This is a genomic window from Kerstersia gyiorum, assembly GCF_004216755.1.
Lineage (GTDB): Bacteria > Pseudomonadota > Gammaproteobacteria > Burkholderiales > Burkholderiaceae_B > Kerstersia > Kerstersia gyiorum.
Genome location: NZ_SGWZ01000001.1, coordinates 233,514 through 256,849 on the forward strand (window position 1 = coordinate 233,514; position 23,336 = coordinate 256,849).

Here is a 23,336-nt window from a genome sequence, read left to right on the forward strand (position 1 = left end):
GCGGCACACCGCAATTTTCAGCCGGTGGCGGGCCTGCGGTCAGGATGCGACGGCAGGGGCTGCAGGAACAGGGACCGCAGCCGGAATGGGTATGGGTTCCTGCGGTGGCACATCCCCGCTTGCAGGCTCTGCTGCCCCTTCCTTTTCGAGGCACTGCAATTTATCGGCAGCCGGCCAAAGCACGCGGTCATCTGGCGCAATCACTGCAACATGGCGGCAGAGGATGCCGATATAGGCAATGACAGCACCGCTGGTGTCTATGTACTGCACCAGGCGGTCACGCAGCACTAATGCCCGGCCTTCGCTGAAGTCAGTGGCCCAGGTAAATTCCGGCAGGATGGCATAGCGGCCGCTATGGTCGATATAGCCGAAGGCCTTGCCGGCCCTGTCCCTGCGCAAGGCCACGGCACGGCCGTCTTTCATGGCACCAAGCGTATCGAAATAAGCGCCGATGACACGCTTGCCATTGGCATCCAGGAAGCCGTACTTGCTGTTTCCACGCTCGCTGTAGGGCAGCAGGCCTTCGGATGCCTGGTCGGCTTCGAGGCTGTAGGGGCCTTCGACGCGAGTGATTTCCTTGCCGTTGCGGTCAAGCAGCAGGCTCTGTCCTTCGCGGTCGTATTGCACGAAGCGGTCCATGCCATTCAGCGGCCGCGCATCGCCCAGGGCGGGCAGGACGTGCCGTCCCTGCTCGTCGAACAACACACCCTTGCCAGTGCCAACAGCGCGGGCAAGGCCCGAGGGCCGGACGAAGAACGGGTTGAATTCGGACAGGGCAGGCTTGATGCGCCAATTGCCGCGAGCGTCGATGGCTCCCTGGCGGTAGTCGCCACGCGCCAGCAGCCAGGTCTTGTCGCTCCCGCCCGTCAGATTATGGGTGGAGCGATCGGGCAATACGGTGACTTTCCCGGTGGCCGTATCGAGAATACCGACGGCATTGTCGTCGGCCAGCGTCACCTGGAACTGCCCTGGGCCCAGGGCACGAACTTCCCGGCTCAGCAGTGGCCCGACCTGGCGGCCATCCGGACGGTAGAGGCGCTGCAGTGAAGAATCGCCTTCCTCGCTGACCAGCAGCAGCCCGCCGGGCTGCTGCTGCACGGAAGGGGAATACTGCCGGGAAGGGGGCACGACCCACTGGCCGCGCAGGTTCAGCAAGCCCCATTTGCCTTTCTGCTGTGCGCTGGCATAGCCGTCGGTGAACGGCTGCAATTCCTGGAAACCTTCGGGGCTGACGTCGCGCCCTGCAGCAATGTCCCAGAGGAACATGCGTTCCTGGCCGCCGCTGCTTTCGGCGCGGTAGGTCACCAGCCCGTGGTCGACGCGGGCCAGGCCTTCGGCCACCTTGGCGGGCAACTCGATACGGCGGCCCGTCAGGTCGATCACCACGGCACGGCGCCAGCCCTGCCTGCTGTCGTCAGGCAACGCACGGGCATACCCGCCCTGGAACGCTTCGATATCACGGTACTCCGGCGGTACCAGCCAATTCCCCTGCGCATCCACGGCACCTGTGTGCTGGTTTTGCAAACTCACGAGCAAGGGGCCGCCTTCGTCGTATGCCTGCACATCACGCCAGTCCGCAGCGCTCACGATCTCACCGCCAGCCGTGAGGATGGCTGGCGTCAGCGGGCTGTCGTACTTCCTGGGCTTGAGAATGGCCAGGGGCCAGTGGGAGCGGTCTGCACCGAGCGAACGCTGGCGGGTATCGGCCAGGATACGGACCGAGTAGGCATCCAGTTGCGCCCGGGTGACGGGCTGGCGGATGATGGCTGCCGGCCCGGCGCTTTCCGGCTGGCCGGGGCTGGCATCGGTTGCATTGGCCGTGGCCACCGGCGCAGCCTCCCCGGTGGTTCCGGATTGCGCCAGCGCGAGCAACGCCCGGCCTTGCCGGTCATAGAGTTGCGCCAGCACGCCGGATTCGCCCAGGCCGTAACTGGCGTCGCCATCAGGGCTGTCGCTGAAGACCCAGATACGGTCGTCGAAGACACGAACGGAACGATGGGCCAGCGGCAGCGTGACTGCCGGCTGGCCATCGTTGAGGATATGAATCTCCTTGCCATCGCTGACCACTGCGAAATCCCAATCGGGCTCGCGCTGCACATGTAAATCGCGGCCGTCCCAGCGGCCCAGCGTTTCCAGGTCGGGGCCCAGCAGCTCGCTGCCCTGTTCATGGACGGCCAACCAGTAGCCGGGCGCGAGGATATCCAGCTTGGCATAGAGGGTGTCCTTGAGGACATTGCCCTGCAGGTCAGCCAGTTGCCACTGGTAGCCGGCGGCCCGGCTGACCGCGACGTACTGGCCATCGGATACCGGCGCCAGCAAGGATTTCAGTACATCCGGCGTCGCCAGCCAGCTGCCGTCCAGCTTCAGCAGGCCCCACTTGCCCTGGTAGTCCGCCTGCCGGGCCTGTGCTGCCAGCCATTGCGTGCTGGTCCAGGTGTCACGGGAATAGCTGGTTTCAAGGGCGCCGACGGAATCCGGCGCGGTCAACAGTTTTCCCGACGCAATATTCCAGGCCAGCGGTGCAGACTCCTGTTCCGCCATGGCCAGTGTCTGCCCCGGGCGAAAGCCCCGGCTGCGTGTTCCCAGCGGAAAGGTCTTGATGGTCTTGCCTGCCCGGTCTATCAGCAAGACGCGGCCATTGGTCTCGACGATGGCCGTGCCCTCGGCGTTGAAGCCGGTCGCGCTTTCGTATTCTGGCGCGATGACCCAGGCCCCGGTGTTGTCGATATAACCCCACTTGTCATCCTGCGCCGCCGCTGCCAGGCCGTTCTGGAACGACGCGGCATCTTCGAAGGCCGGTGCAATGGCCAGCTCGCCCGCGGCATTCAGGTACCCCCAGGCAGGCCGATGTTCATCCAGATTCCCCAGTTGCACAGCGGCCAGCCCTTCGGCGTAGGGGCGGTAGCAATAGTTGGCTTCCCCTGCGCGGGTGCAGCCTGCATACCAACGGCCATCGGCATGTGCGGCACTGCTCCCGCCTATTCCTAGCCACAGGCAGGCGGCCAGCCATGCGGCGGGCCTGAGAATGGCAGACAATCGCCGGCCGGGCGCAAAGGGAAGAGCGGAAGGGGCGGGAATTCGGGTCGTCATAGCGTACAGCCGCCAGGCGGTAGAGAGTGCGCCCAGGCGAGATGGGCGCCGTGCGCTCACGCACATCGCCACGGCGCTCTCGGCGTCGGAATAGAAGAAGACTCGTCCCAACACGGGGGCGCTGCCCGTGACGGATCGAGGAAGATGTAAAAGTACCCGTTCACACTATGGCAACCGGGACTTTTTACCTATAAGTTACATTTCTGCAGCGGTGCCTTCCCCAGCCAAGCGCAAGGCTTCCAGCGAACGCCGCTGGCGGCCGTCGGCATCGAAATTGGCGGGGGCCAGCCAGGCCTGGAACGCCCGGGACAGCAGTGGCCATTCTCCATCCAGGACGGAAAACCAGGCGGTGTCCCGGCTACGCCCGCGCTGCACCACAGCCTGCCGGAAAATGCCTTCGAAGGTAAAGCCCAGGCGCAACGCGGCAGCGCGGGACGGCTGATTCAGCGTATTGCACTTCCATTCGTAACGCCGGTAGCCCAGGTCGTCGAACACATGGCGCATCAGCAGATACTGCGCTTCGGTGGCGGCGCGGGTGCGGCGCAATGCTGGGGAATAGGTCACCGAACCAACCTCGATCACCCCATTGGCCGGGTCCATGCGCATCAGCGCAACACTACCCAGCGCCTGGCCGCTGGCAAGATCGACAATGGCATAGTAGCGTTCGGTGACCGCATCGGCCAGGCGTTGCAACCAGGCGTGGACATCCGCGGGGGCGCTGGGCGGATCCGCCGGCAGGTAAGTCCAGGCGCCCGGCCCGGCAGCGGCATAGGCTTGCGACAGGCTTTCGGCGTGGCGTCCGGCATCGACAGGCTCCAGCCGGCAATATTGTCCTTCCAGCACTTTCCCTGCCGGCAGGGGGCGGGGCTGCCAACCAGGAAGTTCTCGGCCCAGCGGCTGGCCCTGTTCGTTAAGCACTGCTGTCATGTCTGGTGTCCTTTCTGATGGCATGGAGGAATTCCTCCATGATCATAAACGCAGCCCAGGTGCCTTGGGGGGGCGGCCACCATGCCAGTCCATATGCCTGCCTTATGTCCGGCAGGCGCATCCATCACAGCCAAATGAAACCCCCTTGAGACCAGGCATCTCAAGGGGGTGTGAAATTTGCAGCGGCTGCGTCGGGACGTATCCGCGAGCGACCCGAAGACGGGCCCGGCAGAACACCGGCCCCGCCCGGGAATCAGATGTCGATGTTCCCGGCCATCAGCGCGTGCTTCTCGATGAAGTCGCGACGCGGTTCGACGTTGTCGCCCATCAGGGTGGTGAAGATTTCGTCCGCAGCGATGGCGTCTTCGATTTCCACGCGCAGCAGGCGGCGTACCGTCGGGTCCATGGTCGTTTCCCACAGTTGCTCGGGATTCATTTCCCCCAGGCCCTTGTAGCGCTGCTTGCTCAGGCCGCGCTCGGCTTCTGAACGCAGCCACTGCATGACGTCGCGGAAATCGTCGACAGGCGCTTCCTTGCGTTTTTCGCCCGTGCCGCGCGCAATCACACCACCGTCGCCCACCAGGCCCAGGAAGGTCTGGCCGGCACGGGCCAGCGCTGCATAATCGCTTCCTGCCAGGAAATCGCCATCCAGCACGCTGACGCGCACGTTGCCATGGTGGCGGCGCAGCACCTGCAGGCGCGAGCGGCCGCTGTCTGCATCCTTGTCGGCCACGACCGACACCGCTTCCGGATCACGCGGATCCAGCAAGGCTTCCTGCAAGCGCTGTGCCGAAGCCTGGGCCTGGGCTTCATCCGCCAGGTTGATGCTCACGCCTTCGGCGATGGCCGACAACGTGGCTTCGTCGAAGCGGCGCGACAGGCGGGCGATGACGGTATCGGCCAGCACGTATTGGTTGGCCAGGTTTTCCAGTGCCGCACCGGTAATGGGGGCGGCGCCTGCAGCAGGAATCAGCTCGGCATCGCGCAGCGCCAGTTGCAGCATGAACTGGGCTTCCTCGATATCGTCCTTCAGGTAGCGCTCGTCACGGCCAACCTTCACCTTGTAGAGCGGCGGCTGGGCGATGTAGACGTGGCCGCGCGCCACCAGCTCGGGCATCTGGCGGTAGAACAGCGTCAGCAGCAGCGTGCGGATGTGCGCGCCATCGACGTCCGCGTCCGTCATGATGATGATGCGGTGGTAGCGCAGCTTGTCGATATTGAAATCGGGGCCGATGCTGGTACCCAGCGCAGTGATCAGCGTAGCGATCTGTTCGCTGGCGATCAGGCGATCGAAGCGCGCCTTTTCCACGTTCAGCACCTTGCCGCGCAGCGGCAGCACGGCCTGGAACTTGCGGTCGCGGCCCTGTTTGGCCGAGCCGCCTGCGGAGTCACCCTCCACCAGGTAGAGTTCGCACAGCGAGGGGTCTTTTTCCTGGCAATCGGCCAGTTTGCCGGGCAGGCCGGCACCTTCCAGCACACTCTTGCGGCGCGTCATTTCGCGCGCCTTGCGAGCCGCTTCGCGGGCGCGGGCGGCTTCGATGATCTTGCCGCACAGCGCCTTGGCATCGGCCGGATGCTCCAGCAGCCAGGTTTCCAGCTCCCGTGCCACGGCATCTTCCACGGCAGGACGCACTTCGCTGGAGACCAGCTTGTCCTTGGTCTGGCTGCTGAACTTGGGTTCGGGCACCTTCACCGACAGCACGCAGGCCAGGCCTTCACGCATGTCGTCGCCGGACGTATCGACCTTGGCCTTCTTGGCCAGCTCGTTATCGGCGATGTATTTGTTGATGACGCGCGTCATCGCGGCGCGCAGGCCGGTCAGGTGCGAACCGCCATCACGCTGCGGAATGTTATTGGTGAAGCACAGCACGGTCTCGGTGTAGCTGTCGTTCCATTGCATGGCGACATCCACGCCGACCAGCGTGCCACCGGCTGCCGACTCCGTGGACACGGCGAACACCGTCGGGTGCAGCACCGTCTTGCTGCGGTTGATGTACTGCACGAAACCCTGCACCCCACCCGAGAAGGCAAAGTTTTCTTCCTTGCCCTGGCGCTCATCCACCAGGCGGATCTTCACGCCGTTATTCAGGAACGACAGCTCGCGCAGGCGGCGCGACAGGATCTCGTAGGTGTACTCGATGTTATTGAAGATTTCCTTGTCGGCCAGGTAGCGTACCGTCGTGCCGCGCTGGTCGGTATCACCGACCACGGCCAGCGGGGCCACGCGTTCGCCACGGCGGAATTCGATTTCGTGGCGCTTGCCGTCGCGGCAGATCGTCAGGCGCAGCCACTCGGACAAGGCATTCACGCAGGACACGCCGACACCGTGCAGGCCGCCAGACACCTTATAGGAGTTCTGGTCGAACTTGCCGCCGGCGTGCAGCTCGGTCATGACGATTTCAGCGGCGCTGCGGCCGTATTCGTCGTCCTTGTGGATATCCGTCGGGATGCCGCGACCGTTATCGGACACGGAAATCGAGTTGTCCGAATGAATGGTGACGACGATGTCATCGCAATAGCCCGCCAGTGCTTCGTCGATGGCGTTGTCCACCACCTCGAACACCATATGGTGCAAGCCTGTGCCGTCGGAGGTATCGCCGATATACATGCCCGGGCGCTTGCGCACGGCCTCCAGGCCTTTGAGCATCTTGATCGAGTCGGAACCGTAGCCGGCGTTGTTGGCGGAATTCTGCTGTTGATCTGACATAGTCTCGAATACAAGGAAATTGCAACCGGCGAGTGCTCGCCGGCCAGGGCGCAGGGCAGGGGAACGCGCAGCGCCTCATGGGCGCGCGCTGTTCCTGTCGCGCCTAGATGCGCATGGGCATGACGACGTACTTGAACTGCTCGTCGTCAGGCAGCGTGATCAGGGCCGAAGCATTGGAATCCGGCATGACGGACCAGCGCACGGTCTCGGTCTTCACGTTGGACAGCACGTCCAGCAGGTAGGTCACGTTGAAGCCGACGTCCAGCGCTTCATGCGTGTAATCGACGTCCAGTTCTTCCTGGGCCTCTTCCTGCTCGGCGTTGGTGGCCGAAATCTTCAGCAGGTTGTCGCTCAACTGCAGGCGCACACCCTTGAACTTGTCGGTCGTCAGGATAGCGGCACGTTGCAGGCTACCCAGCAGCAATTCGCGGTTGACCGTGAAGTGGCGCGTGTAGGAGGTGGGGATCACCCGGGTGAAATCGGGGAATTTGCCTTCCACCAGCTTCGATACCAGTTCGATATCGCCAAAGCGGAAACGGATCTGTCCGGCGGCGACATCCACCTGGACCGGCGTATCGCTGTCATCGAGCAGGCGCTGCATTTCCAGCACCGTCTTGCGCGGCACGATGACTTCCTGGCGTGCCTCGATGCCATCGGCGCCCGTGGCACAGTGCGCCAGGCGGTGACCATCGGTGGCCACGGCGCGCACCTGGCCCGGTTCGAACACCAGCAGCATGCCGTTCAGGTAATAGCGGATGTCTTGCTGGGCCATGGCGAAATGCACCATGTTGAACAGGTGGCGCAGAGTCTTCTGCGGCAGGCTCAGGGACACATCCCACTTTTCCGGCTGCGCCAGCGTGGGGTATTCGGTTGCCGCCAGGGTTTGCAGCGCAAAGCGGCTCTTGGCGGCCTGAACCGTCAGTTTGTTGTCTTTCTGGGTGAAGCGGACTTCATCGCTGCCCGGCAGGGCGCGCAGGATGTCGACCAGCTTGCGTGCGGCTACCGTCGTCGCAGCCGTTTCCGGACCGACGCCGAAATCGGCATGGGTCGTAATCTGCACTTCGAGATCGGTGGCGATGAAGGAGACGCGCTCGCCTTCCTTGCGCAGCAGGATGTTCGCAAGAATGGGCAAAGTGTGGCGGCGCTCGACGATGCCGGCCACCACGGACAGCGGCTTGAGCAGGGTGTCGCGCGATGTCTGGACCAGTTGCATGATCATCCTTTCAGAGTTTGTTCCAATACGTGCAGGGTGTGATTGAGTTCGGCCTGTTTTGTGCGGGCTTCCGAGATTTTACGCACTGCATGCAAGACAGTGGTGTGATCCCGGCCACCGAACAGATCACCGATCTCCGGCAGGCTCTTCTGGGTCAGCTCCTTGGCCAGGTACATCGCAACCTGGCGCGGCATGGCGATATTGGCAGGACGACGCTTGGAATACATGTCTGCCACTTTGATCTTGTAATAATCTGCTACGGTTTTCTGGATATTCTCCACCGTGATTTGTCCGTTGGACACGGACAGCAGATCCTTCAGGGCGTCCTTGCAGATTTCCACCGTCAGCACTTCACGACCGTGGAAACGCGCATAGGCAAGCACCTTGCGCAGAGCGCCTTCAAGTTCGCGCACGTTGCTGCGCAGATGCTTGGCAATGAAGAACGCCACTTCCTCGGGCATGCGCATGCCTTCGGTATCGGCCTTGCGCAGCAGGATCGCGACGCGCATTTCCAGTTCCGGCGGCTCGATGGCGACGGTCAGGCCGGAATCGAAACGCGAAATCAGGCGGTCTTCGATGCCGGAGAGTTCCTTCGGATACGTATCGCTGGTAATGATGATCTGCTTGCGCTTGGCCACCATTGCCTCGAAGGCGTAGAAGAACTCTTCCTGCGTGCGGTTCTTGCCGGAGAAGAATTGGATATCGTCGATCAGCAGCAGGTCCAGCGAGTGGTAATAGCGCTTGAACTCGTCAAACGCCTTGCGCTGGTAGGCCTTCACGACGTCCGACACGTATTGGTCGGCATGCACGTAGCGCACCCGCACGCCCGTGCCGGCCTGCACCATGGCATTGCCGATGGCGTGTATCAAGTGGGTCTTGCCCAGGCCAACGCCGCCATACAGGAACAGCGGGTTGTAGGACACCCCCGGGTTCTCTGCGACCTGCAACGCAGCGGCACGCGCCAGCTGGTTGGCCTTACCGGTCACGAAGTTGTCGAAGGTCAGTTCGGTATTGAGGCGCGAGCGCTCATAGGCCGGATCCACCGTCTCCACGCGTGGCGCAGCAGGCGCCGGAGCCGGTGCTGCCGCCGGGGCGGCATGGACGGCTCCCGCAGGCGCAGGTGCACCCGACGATGGCCGTGCGGCCAGGGGCGCGCGTGCCGTATTGGTCGCCAGCTCGAACTGCACCTGCACAGGGCGCTGAAACCAGTCACTGGCCAGGCTTTCAATCTGTGTGGAAAAGTTCTTGCGGACCCAGTCCAGCTTGAAGCGGTTGGGCGCGGCAATACGCAGCAAGGATGTCTCTTCCTCGAACGCGATAGGCGCAAGAGGGCGTATCCATGCACTGATCTGCTGAGGGGGAAGGTCCTGCTCCAAGCGCTGGACACAGGTCTGCCAGAATTCGTTCATTTCATTTGCGATCCAAACCTCGATTCTAGCGCGTCACGACGAAGTTATCCACAGGATGATGTGCATAGGGCAGTGGCTTTCCTTTGGATAAGGTTTGCCGCCAGTGTTTTTACCGTGCAATCCCGCCCCATGCCAGCCTTGGGCGCAAGATTCCGGCCCCTCTCGTAAATCATCGACCTGTCATTGATTTTCCCAATCCGCGGCCGCGCCGATGCGAAAAATTCAGCCCGGCGCCATGGCCAGCCAACGCCACCGCAGCGAAAAAATGCGCCAAGGCTCAATAAATGAGCAACTGCGTCCTGACGGCCTGTCCGCCTGGCCCGCCGCAACCCGTCCGCCGCCCGGGACTCAAGGCAAATCCCCTGACGCAACAGGTATCTGCGGCAGGGCAACGCATCACTCGAACAACAGCCCCCAGCCTAAAAGCCACCAACCCATTGACTCCCAACGCATTCTTTGCTGAAATAGTGGGCTTTTCCGAATTCCATTTTCCAGACTGCCGGTTTCCATGGGTGTTTTCCTTCAATCCGGCCGCTGCTCTTTTTAGGTTCCGACCATGAAACGCACCTTCCAGCCTTCCGTTACCCGCCGCAAGCGCACCCACGGCTTCCGTGTCCGCATGAAGACGCGTGCTGGCCGCGCTGTCATCAATGCACGCCGTGCGCGCGGCCGCAAGCGCCTCGCCGTCTAAGGTGACGCAAGCCGGCATGGCCGGCGCGCCTCGCGGCGCTGACTGCGCAGCGGCCCAGGCCGCGCCAGCCCGATTCGCAGCGGAGCTTTCCGCCAGCTTTCCCCCCTCAGCCAGACTGCACAGCCCTGAAGAGTTCGCTCCGGCGCTCAAGGGCAGACGGGTGGCGCGGGGGGCTTTGCTCGTCCTGACGTCGGTGGATTCATCGGCTGGCCAGGGCAGGCTCGGCCTGGTGGTACCCAAGCGCCATGCTGCCCGGGCAGTCACGCGCAATGCCATCAAGCGGGTCGTGCGCGAGGCGTTCCGACATCTGCGCCAGCAACTGCCGCCGCGGGATTTCGTGGTGCGCCTGCATAGCAAGGCGCCCGCCGTTTCGCTGAGCGAGCTCAAGCGGCAGGTACGCGCAGAGGCTGACGCGCATTTCCAGCGAGCCGTCCCATGCTCAAGAAACTCCTGATTGCACCGATCAGGTTCTACCGTTTCTTCCTGAGCCCCTGGATCGGCCGGCAGTGCCGCTTCACCCCCAGTTGTTCGGCCTATGCCATCGAAGCCATCGAAACCCATGGCGCCCTCAAGGGCCTGTGGATGGCCATACGCCGCATCGGCCGCTGCAACCCATGGTCGCACGGCGGCCTGGACCCGGTTCCCCCGCGCCACGGACATGGGCACTGCTCCTGTCATGCGCCCGATCCGTCCCAGGATGCCGTCTCCCATTCATCCGGCGCAGTGCCGGATGCCGCCCCGGCACGCAATGAGCCGGCATCTTCCGCACAAAGTCCGCCATAAAGGCCTGCCCAGGCATCAAGCTACGTTAAACTGGCACGCTTTGCTGCGATTCGCACCCACCCTTTCTGCATGCGCCAATGGATATCCGACGTACCATCCTGTGGATGATTTTCCTGTTCTCGCTGCTGCTGTTATGGAATAACTGGCAGGTTCACAACGGCAAGCCTTCGCTGTTTTCGCCTTCTCAGAGCGAAACGGCGGCAGCGGCTCCTGACGCTTCGGCGCCTGCCACGCCTGCCGACGCCAGCGTCCCTGTCAGCGCACCGCCTGCCGCGCCGGCCACTGCCAGCCTGCCGGGCGCTGCTCCGGTTGCAGCAGCCACCGACAGCAAGCCTTTCACGATCGACAACGGCGTGCTGCGCCTGGACTTCGACCTGAATGGCGCGCAGATCGTGCGCGGCGCCCTGCTGAAGTTCCAGGACTCCGAAGACGAGACCCGTCCTGAAATGCTGCTGGACAACGTCCAGGGCAACTATTACGTGGTCCAGACCGGTGCAGTCGGCAGCGCCAATGGCACGCCGTTCCCCAACCACCTGACGCCGTTCTCGCTGGTCAGCCATACCCAGGCTGCCGACGGTTCGCAAATCGTGGTCTTCGAGGCCGAGTCCGGCGGTGCCGTGCTGCGCAAGACCTATACGCTGCAGCAAGGCCGCTACGACATCCACGTGCGCCATGAAGTGATCAACCGATCCGAGCAGGCGATCACGCCCTCGCTGTATTTGCAGATCACCCGCGACGGCAACAATCCGCCCAATACCTCGAGCTTCTACAGCACCTTTACCGGCCCGGCGGTCTACTCCGACGCCGAGAAGTTCCAGAAGGTGACCTTCTCCGACATCGAGAAGAGCAAGGCCAAGTACGAGCGCGAGACCAATAACGGCTGGATCGGCATGGTGCAGCACTACTTCGTCACGGCCTGGGTGCCGCCGCAAGGCACGCTGCGCAAGAACGAACTGGTGCAAATCCAGCCCAACCTGTACGCCGCCCGTACCATCGAATCGCTGGGCGCCGTTGCACCGGGCGCCTCCGCCAGCATGGATGCCCAGCTGTGGGTGGGCCCGCAGGACCAGAAAGCGCTGTCGGAAGTCGCGCCTGGCCTGGACCTCGTGGTGGACTACGGCTGGCTGACCATCATCGCCAAGCCGCTGTTCGTGCTGCTGACCTGGCTGCACAGCCTGCTGCACAACTGGGGTTGGTCCATCGTCGCGCTGACGGTGCTGATCAAGCTGCTGTTCTTCCCGCTGGCTTCGGCAAGCTACCGCTCCATGGCCCGCATGAAGAATGTGGCGCCGCGCCTGCAGGCGCTCAAGCAGAAGTACGGCGACGACCGTGCCAAGCTGAACGCCGCCATGATGGAGCTGTACCGCACCGAGAAGATCAACCCGCTGGGCGGTTGCCTGCCCATGGTGGTGCAGATCCCCGTGTTCATCGCCCTCTACTGGGTACTGCTGGCCAGCGTGGAAATGCGTGATGCGCCGTGGATTCTGTGGGTGCACAACCTGGCCGCGCCGGACCCCTTCTTCATCCTGCCTGCCGTCATGATGCTCACCATGTTCGTGCAGATCAAGTTGAACCCCACGCCTCCGGACCCCATCCAGGCCAAGGTCATGATGATCATGCCGCTGGTGTTCGGCGGGATGATGTTCTTCTTCCCGGCAGGTCTGGTGCTGTACTGGTGCGTCAATAACGCCCTGTCCATTGCCCAGCAATGGGTCATCACCCGCAAGATCAACCAGGCAGCCTCCAAGGCAGCCAACAGCTGATCGAATTGAAAGGCGCCTTGCATGTCCAAGGCGTCCCTGTAGCAAAATGGGCTGGAGAATATCTCCAGCCCGTTTTTTCATTCCAGCAGCAGACCCACCAACAGCTCTGCCAGCCTGACCGATCTCGCACCAGGCATCCCAACAGCGGTCAGAGCAACGTGAACACCTGCTCTCGGGGCAAGCGCGATTTCGGCAACTGCGCATTGAAATCCGCGTCGCTGTGGTAACCCAGCGCGACCATGACAACGCTGCTGTAGCCCTGGGCGCGCAGGCCGAATTCCTCGTCTATGGTACGGAAATCGAATCCTTCGATCGGTGTTGCATCCACGCCCAGCGTGGCAGCGCCCAGCAGCAGGGCGCCAGTGGCCAGGTAGACCTGCTTTTCCATCCAGTGGCGCTCGTCCTTCAAATCGTAGCGGTGCAGATTCACATAGGACAGGCGTGATTTACGCTGATTTTCACGCGCTTCGTCACTGGCAAAGCGGCCGTCTTCCTGCTCCTGCTTCAGGATGCCGGCAAGATGCTCTTCATCCATGCGCTCCCGGGCGCACAGAATAACGACATGGGAAGCATCGCGCACTTTGCCGGCGTTGTAGGCAAAGTTCCCTTCCAGCCGGGCCGCAATACGGTCCCGGGCTTCGTCACTGGCCGCCACCACGAAATGCCAGGGCTGGGAATTGACGGACGAAGCGTTGTAGCGCAGCAGCGTCAACAAGGCATCTACGGTTTCCGGAGACAGGCGCCGCGTGGCGTCGTAGGCCTTGGTGGCATACCGGGTGCGCACGGCATCGGCCAGGGCCTGGGCGGCTTCGGACAAGGGCACAGACGTGGAATCAGTATCAATAGAAGCAGACATCGGCAAACTCCTGGAAGGATCCGAAAGAGGGAATGGGAAATCAGCAACAACGCGCATCCATCGTAGCGGGCTGCCGGCGCCGGGGAAAGACCCGGCGGCGTTTTAACCGCTGCGGCACGGGTTATATGCCGGGCTTGCATGTGCGGCGAATTTCGCGCTGTCCCTGTTCCATGCTATGTTGATGGACTATGCGACACGGGGTGTCCCTGGCGATGACAGGGGCTGAGATGACACCCGTAGAACCTGATCCAGTTCACACTGGCGAAGGGATGTCCAGGCGCATCCGGCCCAGCGGGCCCCACGCCGTCGTCCTCTTCGCCCTTTCCGGAGGAGAGGGCCATGCCCCACCACAACAATACGGCTCCCAGCCTAGACCAGCAGATCGTCCTTGTCACGGGCGGCGCGCGCGGGCTGGGTGCAGCCATCAGCCAGGCCTTCCTGGCCGCAGGCGCCAAGGTTGTCATCAATTACCACAATAGCCGTGCGGCAGCCGAAACCCTGGCCGCCAGCGCTCCGCAGCAAGCCTTGGCGCTGCAGGCAGATGTACGCGATCCCGCAGCGGTGCGCCGACTGTTCGAGCAGGCCCAGGCGCATTTTGGCAGCAACATCACCACCGTCATCAATAACGCCTTGCCCAGCTTCAGCTTCAACGGCGACGCGCGGCCACACGCAGACCAACTTACCTGGGAACAGTTGCAGCAACAGGCCGAAGGCGCGTTGCGGGGCTCGCTGAACACCACCCAGGTCGCCTTGCCCGGCATGCGCGCGGCGCGTTTCGGCCGCATCGTGAATATCGGCACCAATCTCGTGCAGAATCCGGTGGTGCCTTACCACGACTACACCGCCGCCAAGGCGGCCTTGCTGGCCTTCACCCGCACGCTGTCGCAAGACCTGGGCCCGGACGGTATCACCGTCAATATGGTTTCCGGGGGCTTGCTGCGCACGACCGATGCCTCGTCCGCCACCCCGGAGGCCGTGTTCGACCTGATTGCCGCCAACACCCCGCTGCGCAGTGTCACTGAACCTGCCGAACTGGCGGATGCCGTACTGTTCTTCGCATCGCCCTGGGCCCGCGCCATCACCGGGCAGAACCTGGTGGTCGATGGCGGCCTGGTAAAAAACTGAGGCCGGCACGAATCATGATGCACCTGAACCTGTTCATTCTTGGCTGCGGCCACCACCGCGCAGCGTGGCGCCACCCGGCTTCGTCGGTCGAACGCATGGGCGATATCCGCTATTACGAAGCGCTGGCGCAACTGGCCGAACGCGGCAAGCTGGATGCCGTATTCTTTGCGGATGGCCAGGCCGCCGGCAACGTGGCAGACGGCCCCTACTGGTTCCTCGAACCGCTGACCATGCTGTCTGCCATGAGCCGCGCCACGGAGCGCATCGGCCTCATCAGCACAGTTTCCAGCACCTTTTTCACGCCGTTCCATGCCGCCCGCATGGTAGCTTCGCTGGACCATATCTCCGGCGGCCGCATCGGTTGGAACGTGGTGACGTCTATGTTCGACACCGAAGCCCGCAATCACGGCTACGAAGCCATGCCGCCGCATGAATGGCGCTATGAACGCGCCGAGGAATTCGTCGATGCCGTGCTGGCCTTGTGGAATTCCTGGGATACCGACGCCCTGAAATTCGACCGCCAGGGCGATTTCGCCGATGCCGGCAAAGTCCGGCCCGTCAATCACCATGGCAAGCATTTCCTGGTCGACGGCCCGCTGACGGTGCCGCCAATGCCACAGCGCCATCCGGTCCTGTTCCAGGCCGGTGCCTCGGATCAGGGCAGGGACCTGGCGGCGCGCCGCGCCGAAGCCATCTACGCCGTCGCCTATGACCTGCCTGCGGCGCAATCGTACTACCGGGACATCAAGCGCCGCGTACGCGAGGCCGGGCGCACCGAAAACGTGCCCATCATGCCGGGCCTGGTCACCTATGTCGGCTCGACCGAAGCGGAGGCCCGTGCCAAACAGCGCGCGCTGGATGAACTGCTGCCCAGCGAAGCCTCCCTGCGCCAGCTCGAGACCTTCATCTACCAGGACTGCATGAACTGGGAACTGGACGCCCCCGTTCCTCCCCTGCCTCCGTTGGAGACCTTCCCCGGGCCCAAGGGGCGCTATGGCACCATCCTGCGCATCATCGAAAAAGAGCAGCCCACCCTGCGCCAATTGCTGGGCCGCCTGGCTGCCGGCGGCGGTCACTGCACCATGATCGGCACCCCTGAAAGCATCGCTGACGAAATGGAACACTGGTTCCGCAACGAAGGCGCCGATGGTTTCAACCTGATGCCGCCAGCGCTGCCCGCCAGCATCGAGGACTTCATCGAACATGTGGTCCCAGTGCTGCAAAAACGCGGCCTGTTCCGCACGGAATATGAAGGCAGCACCTTGCGCGATCACCTGGGGCTGGCCAAGCCGGCCTGCTGAGCCGGCGCTGCTCCCGAGCCAGGGCCAGCTGTCCGCAATCGAAAGCGGCAGCCCGTTGCAAGCACGGGCTGCCGCTTTTTTAGGCCTGTACCCAGAAAAGTCCCGTCGCCGCAGCCTGCCGCAAACTTGCCCACAGCTTATACACATACACGGCCTGTCCACAGCCTTTTCACAGCCTTGCCAACAGGGAATACACAGGCAATTCCACAGGCTTATCAACAGGCCGCCGATCCTCGGCGGCAAGCCAGTGATCCCGCTGAGGGAAAGGCAAAGAAAGAAAATACCGTTGCAGTACCCGCACTACCGTATCAAATAATGTTGAGATCGTATCTTATTTTCATGTATCTTAATATGCAGCGTTGGCTTCCCTTTGCGAATACTGCCATGACACCCATTGATTCGCTGCGCCAGCAGACCCTGTCAGATCTCTATCATGCGCATCACAGCTGGCTGGTATCGCTGCTGAGACGCAAACTGGGACGCGACGGTGATGCCGCGGCAGATCTGGCACAGGACACCTTCCTGCGCCTGATGCGCATCGACCTGGCCCCCGTGCTGGAGGCGCCGCGGTCGTACCTTACCGTCGTGGCCGACAACCTGGTCGTCAGCCGCCACCGGCGCGCACGGCTGGAACGCGCCTATCTGGAAGCCCTGGCCGCCCAACCCGATCAATATGCGCCGTCTGTCGAAGCCCGCTGCATCCTGCTCGAAACGCTGGAAGCGCTGTGCACCATGGTGGAAGCCTTCGAGCCGCGCACGCGGCGCATCTTCCTGCTGGCGCAACTCGAAGGCCTGAACTACCCGGAAATCGCCGAACGCATGGGGCTGCATCTCAGTACCGTCAAACGGGACATGAGCAAGGCTTACCTGCAGTGCTATCGCATTGCCTACGGCATTTGAACCATGCGCGCCTCACTCTACCTGCCCAGCGCCCCCTCGCAGCCCAACGAAGCCATCGTCGCAACCGCCATCGACTGGCTGATCCGGCTGCGCTGCGATGATTGCGCCAATGTCCGCGCCGCCTGTCAGCGCTGGCGCGCCCAGCACCCGGACCACGAACTTGCATGGCAGCGCATCTGTACGCTGGACGCCGATTTCAGCCGGCGCCGCCAGCAGATCGACGGGCAGGCCGCAAGCAGCGCGGTTGAACAGGTACTGCGCCGCGACAGGCGCAGGCAGGTACTGAAAAAAGGCGGCATAGGGCTATCTTGCCTGCTGTTGCTGGCTGCATGGCAGCGCCGGCCCCTGGAGAACCAGTGGCATATCCTGCAGGCCGACCTGCGCACGCCCACCGGCGGCCAGCGCCAGGTTACCCTGCCTGACGGCACCCAAATGCTGCTCAACACCGGGACTGCCGTCGATATCCGCTATGACGATACCGCTCGCACCCTGCTTCTGCACCAGGGGGAAATCCACATTGCCACGGCCCCGGATGCCCGCCAGCGGCCCTTTGCCGTCATCACCGCCGAAGGGCGGGTCATGCCGATCGGCACCCGTTTCACCGTGCGCAGCAACCCGGAAACCGACCGTACGGCCGTGCAGGTGCTGGCCGGCGCGGTAGAACTCTACCCGGCAGACGCGCCTGACCGCACCACGCGCCTGGAAGCCGGGCAGGGTGCCAGCTTCAACCGCCAGGGAGCGACCCACGCGGCGGCCCTGCCCAACACGGCCGCTGCGTGGGTCGATGGCATCCTGGCTGCCGAAGACATGCGGCTTGATGACTTTCTTGATGAGCTGGGCCGATATCGCAATGGCTGGCTGCGGTGCCATCCCGACGTGGCAGCCCTGCGCCTTACCGGCACGTTCCCGTTGCAGGACACCGATCGCATCCTGGCCAGCCTGCCGCGCTTCCTGCCGGTGCGCATCCAGCGCAAAAGCCGCTATTGGATCAGCGTGGTGCCACGCGCCTGATTTCGGCCTGCTTTGCCGGCCGGCGCAGGTCCGGCTGCGCTCACCATCCCGCCCTGGGCAGGCTACTGCTGCCGCAGGTTTTCAAATAATTATGTAACAAGCGCGAACCGATTTCATTCTCAAGCGTTAAGTCCTGTGTAAGCAGCAGATCCGAACATGGAATCTGCGCCGTCCTTTTGCTTGAGAACTGTTCATGTCCTTGTGCCGTCCCTTCCGCCCGTGCCGCATCCTGGCCACCAGCCAGCCTCGCATGACACGGACTCTCCTATGCTGCGCCTTGCTGGGCCTGCTATCCCAGCCCTTGTGGCCGATTCATAATGCCCATGCCGCCCAGGCCGTGGCGCAGGCCGACCCTGCCCGCGTTAACTACGCCATTCCCGCCGGCCCGCTGAGCCAGGCGCTGATCCAGTTCGGGCGCACCTCTGGCAGCCTGGTCACGGTAGACCCGGCACTGACCGCTGGCGAGCACAGCCTGGGCGTACACGGCAGCTATCGTCCTGCCGAAGCGCTCACACTGCTGCTGGCCGGCACCCGCCTAGAAGCCGTCGCCACCCCGGAAGGCGGCTGGCGCCTGCGTGCCCGCCCTGAAAACAATGGCCGTGGCGTGGCCGAACTCAGCAGCGTGGAAGTCATCGGCCAGGCACAGGACGCCAAGGACATGCCTTACCAGAGCGCCCTGTCCGCCAGCGTCCTCACCCGCGACGACATCGAACGCTTTCGTGGCACCTCGGTCGGCGACATCTTCCAGGGCGTGCCCGGCGTGCTGGTCGGCGAAAACCGCAACTCCGGCGGCCTGGACATCAACATCCGCGGCATGCAGGGGCAGGGACGGGTTCCCATCCTCGTCGATGGCGCGCGCCAGGAAACCACCGTCAACCGCGGCTACTCCGGCGTCATTTCACGCAGCTACGTTGACCCAGACCTGATCGGCGGCATTACCATCGAAAAAGGCCCGGTCATGAGCGCCCAAGGCACAGGCGCCACCGGCGGCCTGGTCACCATGCGCACCCTGGACGCCGCCGACATCGTCAAGGATGGCGAAAGCTTCGGCATGCGGGTGCGGGGACAGACAATAGGGAATAACAGTGGTTCTGCTATCGAGCCAGGAACACCAGCAGGGCTATTCACCGGCAACTTTCACGGCGCAAAGCCGGTGTATCGCACGGATTGCGTAAACCCCACGATTTGCAGTGGGGAATATGCCCTACCCACCGAGTGGGGCAATCCGGAAAATTTTGACCGTCCAGGGCCGCTTCATCCAAAAAGCTGGGCCGGCAGTTTCGCTCTCGCCCAACGACTGGATCACATCGACCTGATTGCTGCGTACTCCCAGCGTCATCAAGGCAACTATTTTGCGGGCACACATGGCCCCAGCGCCTGGATGGATCTTTCCGATACCAAGAGACGGGGTACGTTCTATACCGAGGTCTACCCAAAAATCCAGGGGGCTACCCGCTTCGAAGCTGGAGAGCGTATTCCTGGCACCAACTACGAAAGCAAATCGGGACTGCTGAAAGCCAAAGTTTACCTACCTGCCGATCAGGATCTTGAGTTGAGCTGGCTGCGGTACAGCAGTGTGTATAGCGAACTCATGCCCGGCAATCTTTTCCGTCTGGAAAACATCATACCGATCACACAACCTCGCAATAGCGATGTTGTCGCCAACACCCTTACCAGCCGCTACCGCTGGGTGCCCGCAGACAACAGCTGGTTCGACCTGCGCGCCAATCTCTGGCACACGCGCACCAAGGCGACGAACAACAGTCCAAGCACTACAGAAGTCGATCTGTACAACAACGAACGGGAAACCTATAAACGCACAGGCCTGGACCTGAGTAATACCTCATCCTTCTCTTGGGGCTGGCTCGGCGACAGCCAGCTGCGCTACGGTATCGCCACCCAGTGGGAAGACGTGCACACGACAGCCTTGACGGAAGACTTCCGTGGGCTGGCCGGACGCAATGGCGACCGCCGCGAATACAGCGCCTTCGTTGCCTGGCAATACAAACCCGTCTCTAGCCTCACCTTGGACGCAGGGCTGCGGTATAGCCGCTTCAAATCCCATGACGACAAACCCATTCAGGTGTACAGCCCAAGCAATCCTTATTGCGTAGATACCGACGGCGACGGGCAATGTGACCCTCTGGAAAACCGTAATCGTTCCAGCGGCAGCACGCCTATCATCAGCCTGACATGGGAACCCCTGACCGGCTTTCAACTCTACGGCCGGTATGCGAAAGCCATGCGTATGCCGAGCTTGTTTGAAAGCACCAGCGGCTTCTCGTTCGAATCCGTCCCAGACATCCCCTTGAAGCCAGAACGGGCGACCAACAAGGAAATCGGCGTGAACTTCCTCGCCAGTGGCCTGCTCACCAGTACCGATCGCCTGCGTCTCAAGACAGCCTATTTCCGTAATTACACAAAAGACTACCTGACCCGTACCAACAAGAATGTCTGGGAGTTTGGCAATGACGCTGGCTCAATGGTCATGCGCAATATTGAAGGTGCCAGATTTCATGGCATGGAAATTTCCGGCGACTATGACGCTGGCGTGATCTTCACTGCATTCGGAGCGACCAAATACAACAAGATAGAAATCTGCCACCGAGGCAGCTACCGCGTGAATATCTGCAATGACTATGGCATTGCCGGCAGCTATCTGAACAATATGGTTCCACCAAAATGGAATGCCAGCCTCACGTTGGGAACGCGGTTGTTCGATCAAAAACTGACGCTGGGTGCTCGTGGCACCTTCATGGGGCAACGCACCAACGCACCTGAATTCAATGATGATACCGCGCATGGCTTCTTGAAAATCATCCCTTGGCATTCATACAAAGTCTTTGATTTCTTCGCCAACTACAAAGTCAATGAAACCGTATCCATTGACTTCAATATCGACAACTTCACCGACAGGTTTTACCTGGATGCCTTGGGGCTGGGGCTGATTCCTGCACCCGGCCGAACTGCCAGATTAGGCATCACCCTACAAATGTAAGTCTTGGAAAAAGATGACTCTTCAACATCGCCTCCCACAATCATTTTTCCGCGAATTTCCATTCTGAGCATTACTGCGCAGCGTAAGCCTGACACGCTTTCAAAGGACAGAACCCAATGACATTCATACCGATTAAAAAACTGTTGGCTGCCTTGACGGGCACCACAGCCATGCTGTTGGCCGCATGCGGCGGCGGAGGCAGTGATGGTAGCGATGACAACAACACGGCACAAAAACCCAGTGCCGTCATCAAGGCAGACGCGACCACCGTCTCTATGGGTACCACAGTTACCCTGGATGGCAGCGCCAGCACCTCTCCCAATAACGGCACGCTGAACTATCAATGGGCACTGCTGAACAAGCCAGCCGGCAGCCATGCCGACCTTTCCGGTCAAAACTCCGCTACAAGCTCTTTTCTCGCCGATCAGCCTGGAGAATACCAAGCAACCCTGATCGTTAACGACGGCACGGCAGGAAGTGATGCCGCCAACCTGACGATTACCGCAACCAACCCTAACCCGGTAGCCATCATTGATCCGGCGGAGCAAACCGTTCTGCAAGGCAGCGTCGTCCGGCTCAATGGCGAGAAAAGTTTGGCGCCGCACGGAGAGAACCACAACGGACTCCAGTATCAGTGGACGATAGTTGAACAGCCTCAGGGCACACCTCAAACCATACTGAGCGATCCTAATAGCCGTGAAACAAGTTTTTTTGCTGAGAAAAATGGTGCGTATCGTGTCAGTCTGACTGTGACTCACGGACAGAGAACCAGCACCACGGTCGAAACACTGATCAAAGTCAATAATGGCAATAGTGCGCCGGTTGCCGTGCTCAATGTCCCCGAGACTGCATTCATTGGGGACACGATCACCCTGGATGGCAGCGGTAGTCATGACCCGGATGGGGATGAGCTGAAATATCATTGGATCATCCCTAACAGCGTAGCTAATGTTACTAGCAGTGCTTGGCCCGCTGGATCAACGGCAAAGATTTTGGATGCGAACAAATCTATTGCCCAACTTTCCCCTGATGTAGTCGGCATTTACAACATCGTCTTTTATGTATATGACGACAGTGTAATGTCAAGCAAAGAAGTAGCCATAAAAGTTTCAAAACGGTCTGGAGATACGACCAACCATGCACCTGTTGCTCGTATCAACGCTGGCAATTCCTACGAATGCGAAGAAGGTGGCCCATATCCAAATTACCAAATATGCGCCGTGAGCAATACTTCCTATGATATTGACGGAGATCCGCTAAATTATCGCTGGCGCTATTGGAATACTGCCACTCCTGGAGATATCTTCCTCAGCACAGATCCGTCAATTTATATTTCGTCTGCTTCGCAAAGCACATGGGAAATCGAACTGCAAGTCAACGACGGCAAGCTGGATAGCGCCGTGGACAGAAAGACACTGATAATCAAACCTGCTGCCAATGTCGCGCCGGAAGCTATCGCCCAGACCGAGTTCAGTAAAATCTTGATCAATGACACCGCTGAACTGGACGGCAGCCAAAGCAGGGACAAAAATGGGGATCAGCTGACTTATCTCTGGACCTTGGCACTCAAACCCGATGACAGCACGGCTGAGCTACAGGATGCAAACAAAAAAGTTGCCAAACTCAAGGCAGATAAGCCCGGGCTTTATATTGCTGACCTGCAAGTATCCGACGGCAAACTGACTTCCAAAGAAAGCAGCAATTCCCGAATCAGCATTTTTGCCAAGAAAAAGAACCATGCTCCTATCATCACGCAATGGGGTATTGGTTCTGACGGTACGACCACGGTAGGCGGTACGCCAATCGCAGACGGTCAGGCTGTTCTGCTTGTGAACGACGCAAAGGCTATCAGTGCAATATTCCATGCAGTAGACCCGGACAATGATAGTCCGCTGATGGGACTGGCCACTGTGACCAAAAGGCCGGAGGGAAGCAAAATATTGTTATCGCAGAGCGATCGCAATACCCCTATCAACGGTCTAGTCAACTTCGGCAATCATACCAATTTCATTGCAGACAAGCCGGGCGACTATGAAATGGAATTTATTGTCAGTGATGACATAGATAACAGTGACACCAAGCGTCTTGTCTTCCAAACGGTGGCAAATAAAAGCAGCTATCCCAGTCTGTTACTACAACGCCTAACGACTCGGTTTGGCATGACACAGGAAACACAAATATTTTTCCCGCAAAAACCTAATCGCGACCTGGCACAACTCCTTACCCAGTCCAGCTCATTGGATAACTATCGACTGACAGCGGTTGACCAGGACTACACCATCACAGATGTCGTCAACCAGTCAAACACCAGCGGTTTGCAAGCCAAACTCATGGGAATCGAAGAAGGGTTGATTATCAAAAAAGGCGATAGCCTGGATTTCAGCCTGGTGCGCCCAACACTGGATAATGAACCAGCCATTATTGCCGCCCTGCGTAGCAGCGATACCGCCGAACGCGATGCACAGCTTGCCATCCTGAAAGAATATAAATTCCTTACCTCTTTCAAGATCAAGGAACGCGCAGGATTTGAGTTCCGGATAGGTATCAATCAATAAGTATCCA

15 protein-coding genes, 1 pseudogene and 1 riboswitch are annotated in these 23,336 nt (G+C 61.0%); of the genes and pseudogenes, 10 read left to right on the forward strand and 6 right to left on the reverse strand.

Going from position 1 to position 23,336, the window contains the following annotated elements; all coding sequences use genetic code 11:
• Positions 1-39 precede the first annotated feature (39 nt).
• From EV679_RS01025 to dnaA, 5 genes are all read right to left on the reverse strand, one after another.
• On the reverse strand, positions 40-3,204 hold the full coding sequence (locus EV679_RS01025) for a WG repeat-containing protein (protein WP_130486331.1): 3,165 nt from the start codon (positions 3,202-3,204) through the stop codon (positions 40-42).
• 81 nt (positions 3,205-3,285) lie between these two features.
• Entirely contained in the window at positions 3,286-4,017 is a 732-nt protein-coding gene (locus EV679_RS01030; protein ID WP_068373558.1) for a GNAT family N-acetyltransferase, read from the reverse strand.
• Between the two features lie 253 nt (positions 4,018-4,270).
• Positions 4,271-6,724 carry a DNA topoisomerase (ATP-hydrolyzing) subunit B gene (gene gyrB / locus EV679_RS01035; RefSeq protein WP_068373555.1) on the reverse strand — a complete coding sequence of 818 codons (2,454 nt, stop codon included), beginning with the start codon at positions 6,722-6,724 and terminating at the stop codon, positions 4,271-4,273.
• Positions 6,725-6,827: 103 nt separating this feature from the next.
• Positions 6,828-7,937 (reverse strand): DNA polymerase III subunit beta, encoded by a 1,110-nt coding sequence (gene dnaN, locus EV679_RS01040; protein WP_068373552.1) that lies wholly within the window; start codon positions 7,935-7,937, stop codon positions 6,828-6,830.
• 2 nt (positions 7,938-7,939) lie between these two features.
• Complete coding sequence (dnaA, locus tag EV679_RS01045) at positions 7,940-9,346, reverse strand: chromosomal replication initiator protein DnaA (protein WP_068373549.1); 1,407 nt, start codon at positions 9,344-9,346, stop codon at positions 7,940-7,942.
• 556 nt (positions 9,347-9,902) lie between these two features.
• On the opposite strand from dnaA, the gene rpmH reads away from it, so the two are divergent.
• From rpmH to yidC, 4 genes and pseudogenes are all read left to right on the forward strand, one after another.
• The gene (rpmH, locus tag EV679_RS01050) at positions 9,903-10,037 is read left to right on the forward strand and encodes a 50S ribosomal protein L34 (RefSeq protein WP_068373545.1); all 135 of its coding nucleotides are present in this window, start codon (positions 9,903-9,905) and stop codon (positions 10,035-10,037) included.
• Positions 10,038-10,053: 16 nt separating this feature from the next.
• Positions 10,054-10,491 (forward strand): ribonuclease P protein component, encoded by a 438-nt coding sequence (rnpA, locus tag EV679_RS01055; protein WP_083969718.1) that lies wholly within the window; start codon positions 10,054-10,056, stop codon positions 10,489-10,491.
• Positions 10,473-10,712 (forward strand): annotated as a pseudogene (gene yidD, locus EV679_RS01060) (membrane protein insertion efficiency factor YidD); the annotation flags it as partial. The gene rnpA and the pseudogene yidD, both read left to right, overlap by 19 nt.
• A 185-nt stretch (positions 10,713-10,897) precedes the next feature.
• On the forward strand, positions 10,898-12,583 hold the full coding sequence (yidC, locus tag EV679_RS01065; protein ID WP_068373540.1) for a membrane protein insertase YidC: 1,686 nt from the start codon (positions 10,898-10,900) through the stop codon (positions 12,581-12,583).
• 148 nt (positions 12,584-12,731) lie between these two features.
• Here yidC and nfsB read toward each other — a convergent pair whose 3' ends face one another.
• Positions 12,732-13,439 carry an oxygen-insensitive NAD(P)H nitroreductase gene (gene nfsB, locus EV679_RS01070; protein ID WP_083969703.1) on the reverse strand — a complete coding sequence of 236 codons (708 nt, stop codon included), beginning with the start codon at positions 13,437-13,439 and terminating at the stop codon, positions 12,732-12,734.
• A 186-nt stretch (positions 13,440-13,625) separates the two neighbouring features.
• Positions 13,626-13,726, forward strand: a riboswitch (TPP riboswitch).
• A gap of 52 nt (positions 13,727-13,778) precedes the next feature.
• Between nfsB and EV679_RS01075 the strand changes: the two genes are divergently transcribed.
• The 6 genes from EV679_RS01075 to EV679_RS01100 all read left to right on the forward strand — a co-directional run bounded on the left by EV679_RS01075 (position 13,779) and on the right by EV679_RS01100 (position 23,329).
• A complete protein-coding gene (locus tag EV679_RS01075) occupies positions 13,779-14,564 on the forward strand; it encodes a 3-oxoacyl-ACP reductase (RefSeq protein ID WP_130486332.1) in 786 nt (261 codons plus the stop codon).
• Between the two features lie 14 nt (positions 14,565-14,578).
• Positions 14,579-15,865 (forward strand): LLM class flavin-dependent oxidoreductase, encoded by a 1,287-nt coding sequence (locus EV679_RS01080; protein WP_130486333.1) that lies wholly within the window; start codon positions 14,579-14,581, stop codon positions 15,863-15,865.
• A 384-nt stretch (positions 15,866-16,249) separates the two neighbouring features.
• The gene (locus tag EV679_RS01085) at positions 16,250-16,765 is read left to right on the forward strand and encodes a sigma-70 family RNA polymerase sigma factor (protein ID WP_068373745.1); all 516 of its coding nucleotides are present in this window, start codon (positions 16,250-16,252) and stop codon (positions 16,763-16,765) included.
• A 3-nt stretch (positions 16,766-16,768) separates the two neighbouring features.
• On the forward strand, positions 16,769-17,776 hold the full coding sequence (locus EV679_RS01090; RefSeq protein ID WP_068373531.1) for a FecR domain-containing protein: 1,008 nt from the start codon (positions 16,769-16,771) through the stop codon (positions 17,774-17,776).
• A gap of 250 nt (positions 17,777-18,026) precedes the next feature.
• A complete protein-coding gene (locus EV679_RS01095; protein ID WP_165389924.1) occupies positions 18,027-20,774 on the forward strand; it encodes a TonB-dependent receptor in 2,748 nt (915 codons plus the stop codon).
• A gap of 116 nt (positions 20,775-20,890) precedes the next feature.
• Entirely contained in the window at positions 20,891-23,329 is a 2,439-nt protein-coding gene (locus tag EV679_RS01100; RefSeq protein ID WP_130486335.1) for a PKD domain-containing protein, read from the forward strand.
• The last annotated feature ends 7 nt before the right edge of the window (positions 23,330-23,336 follow it).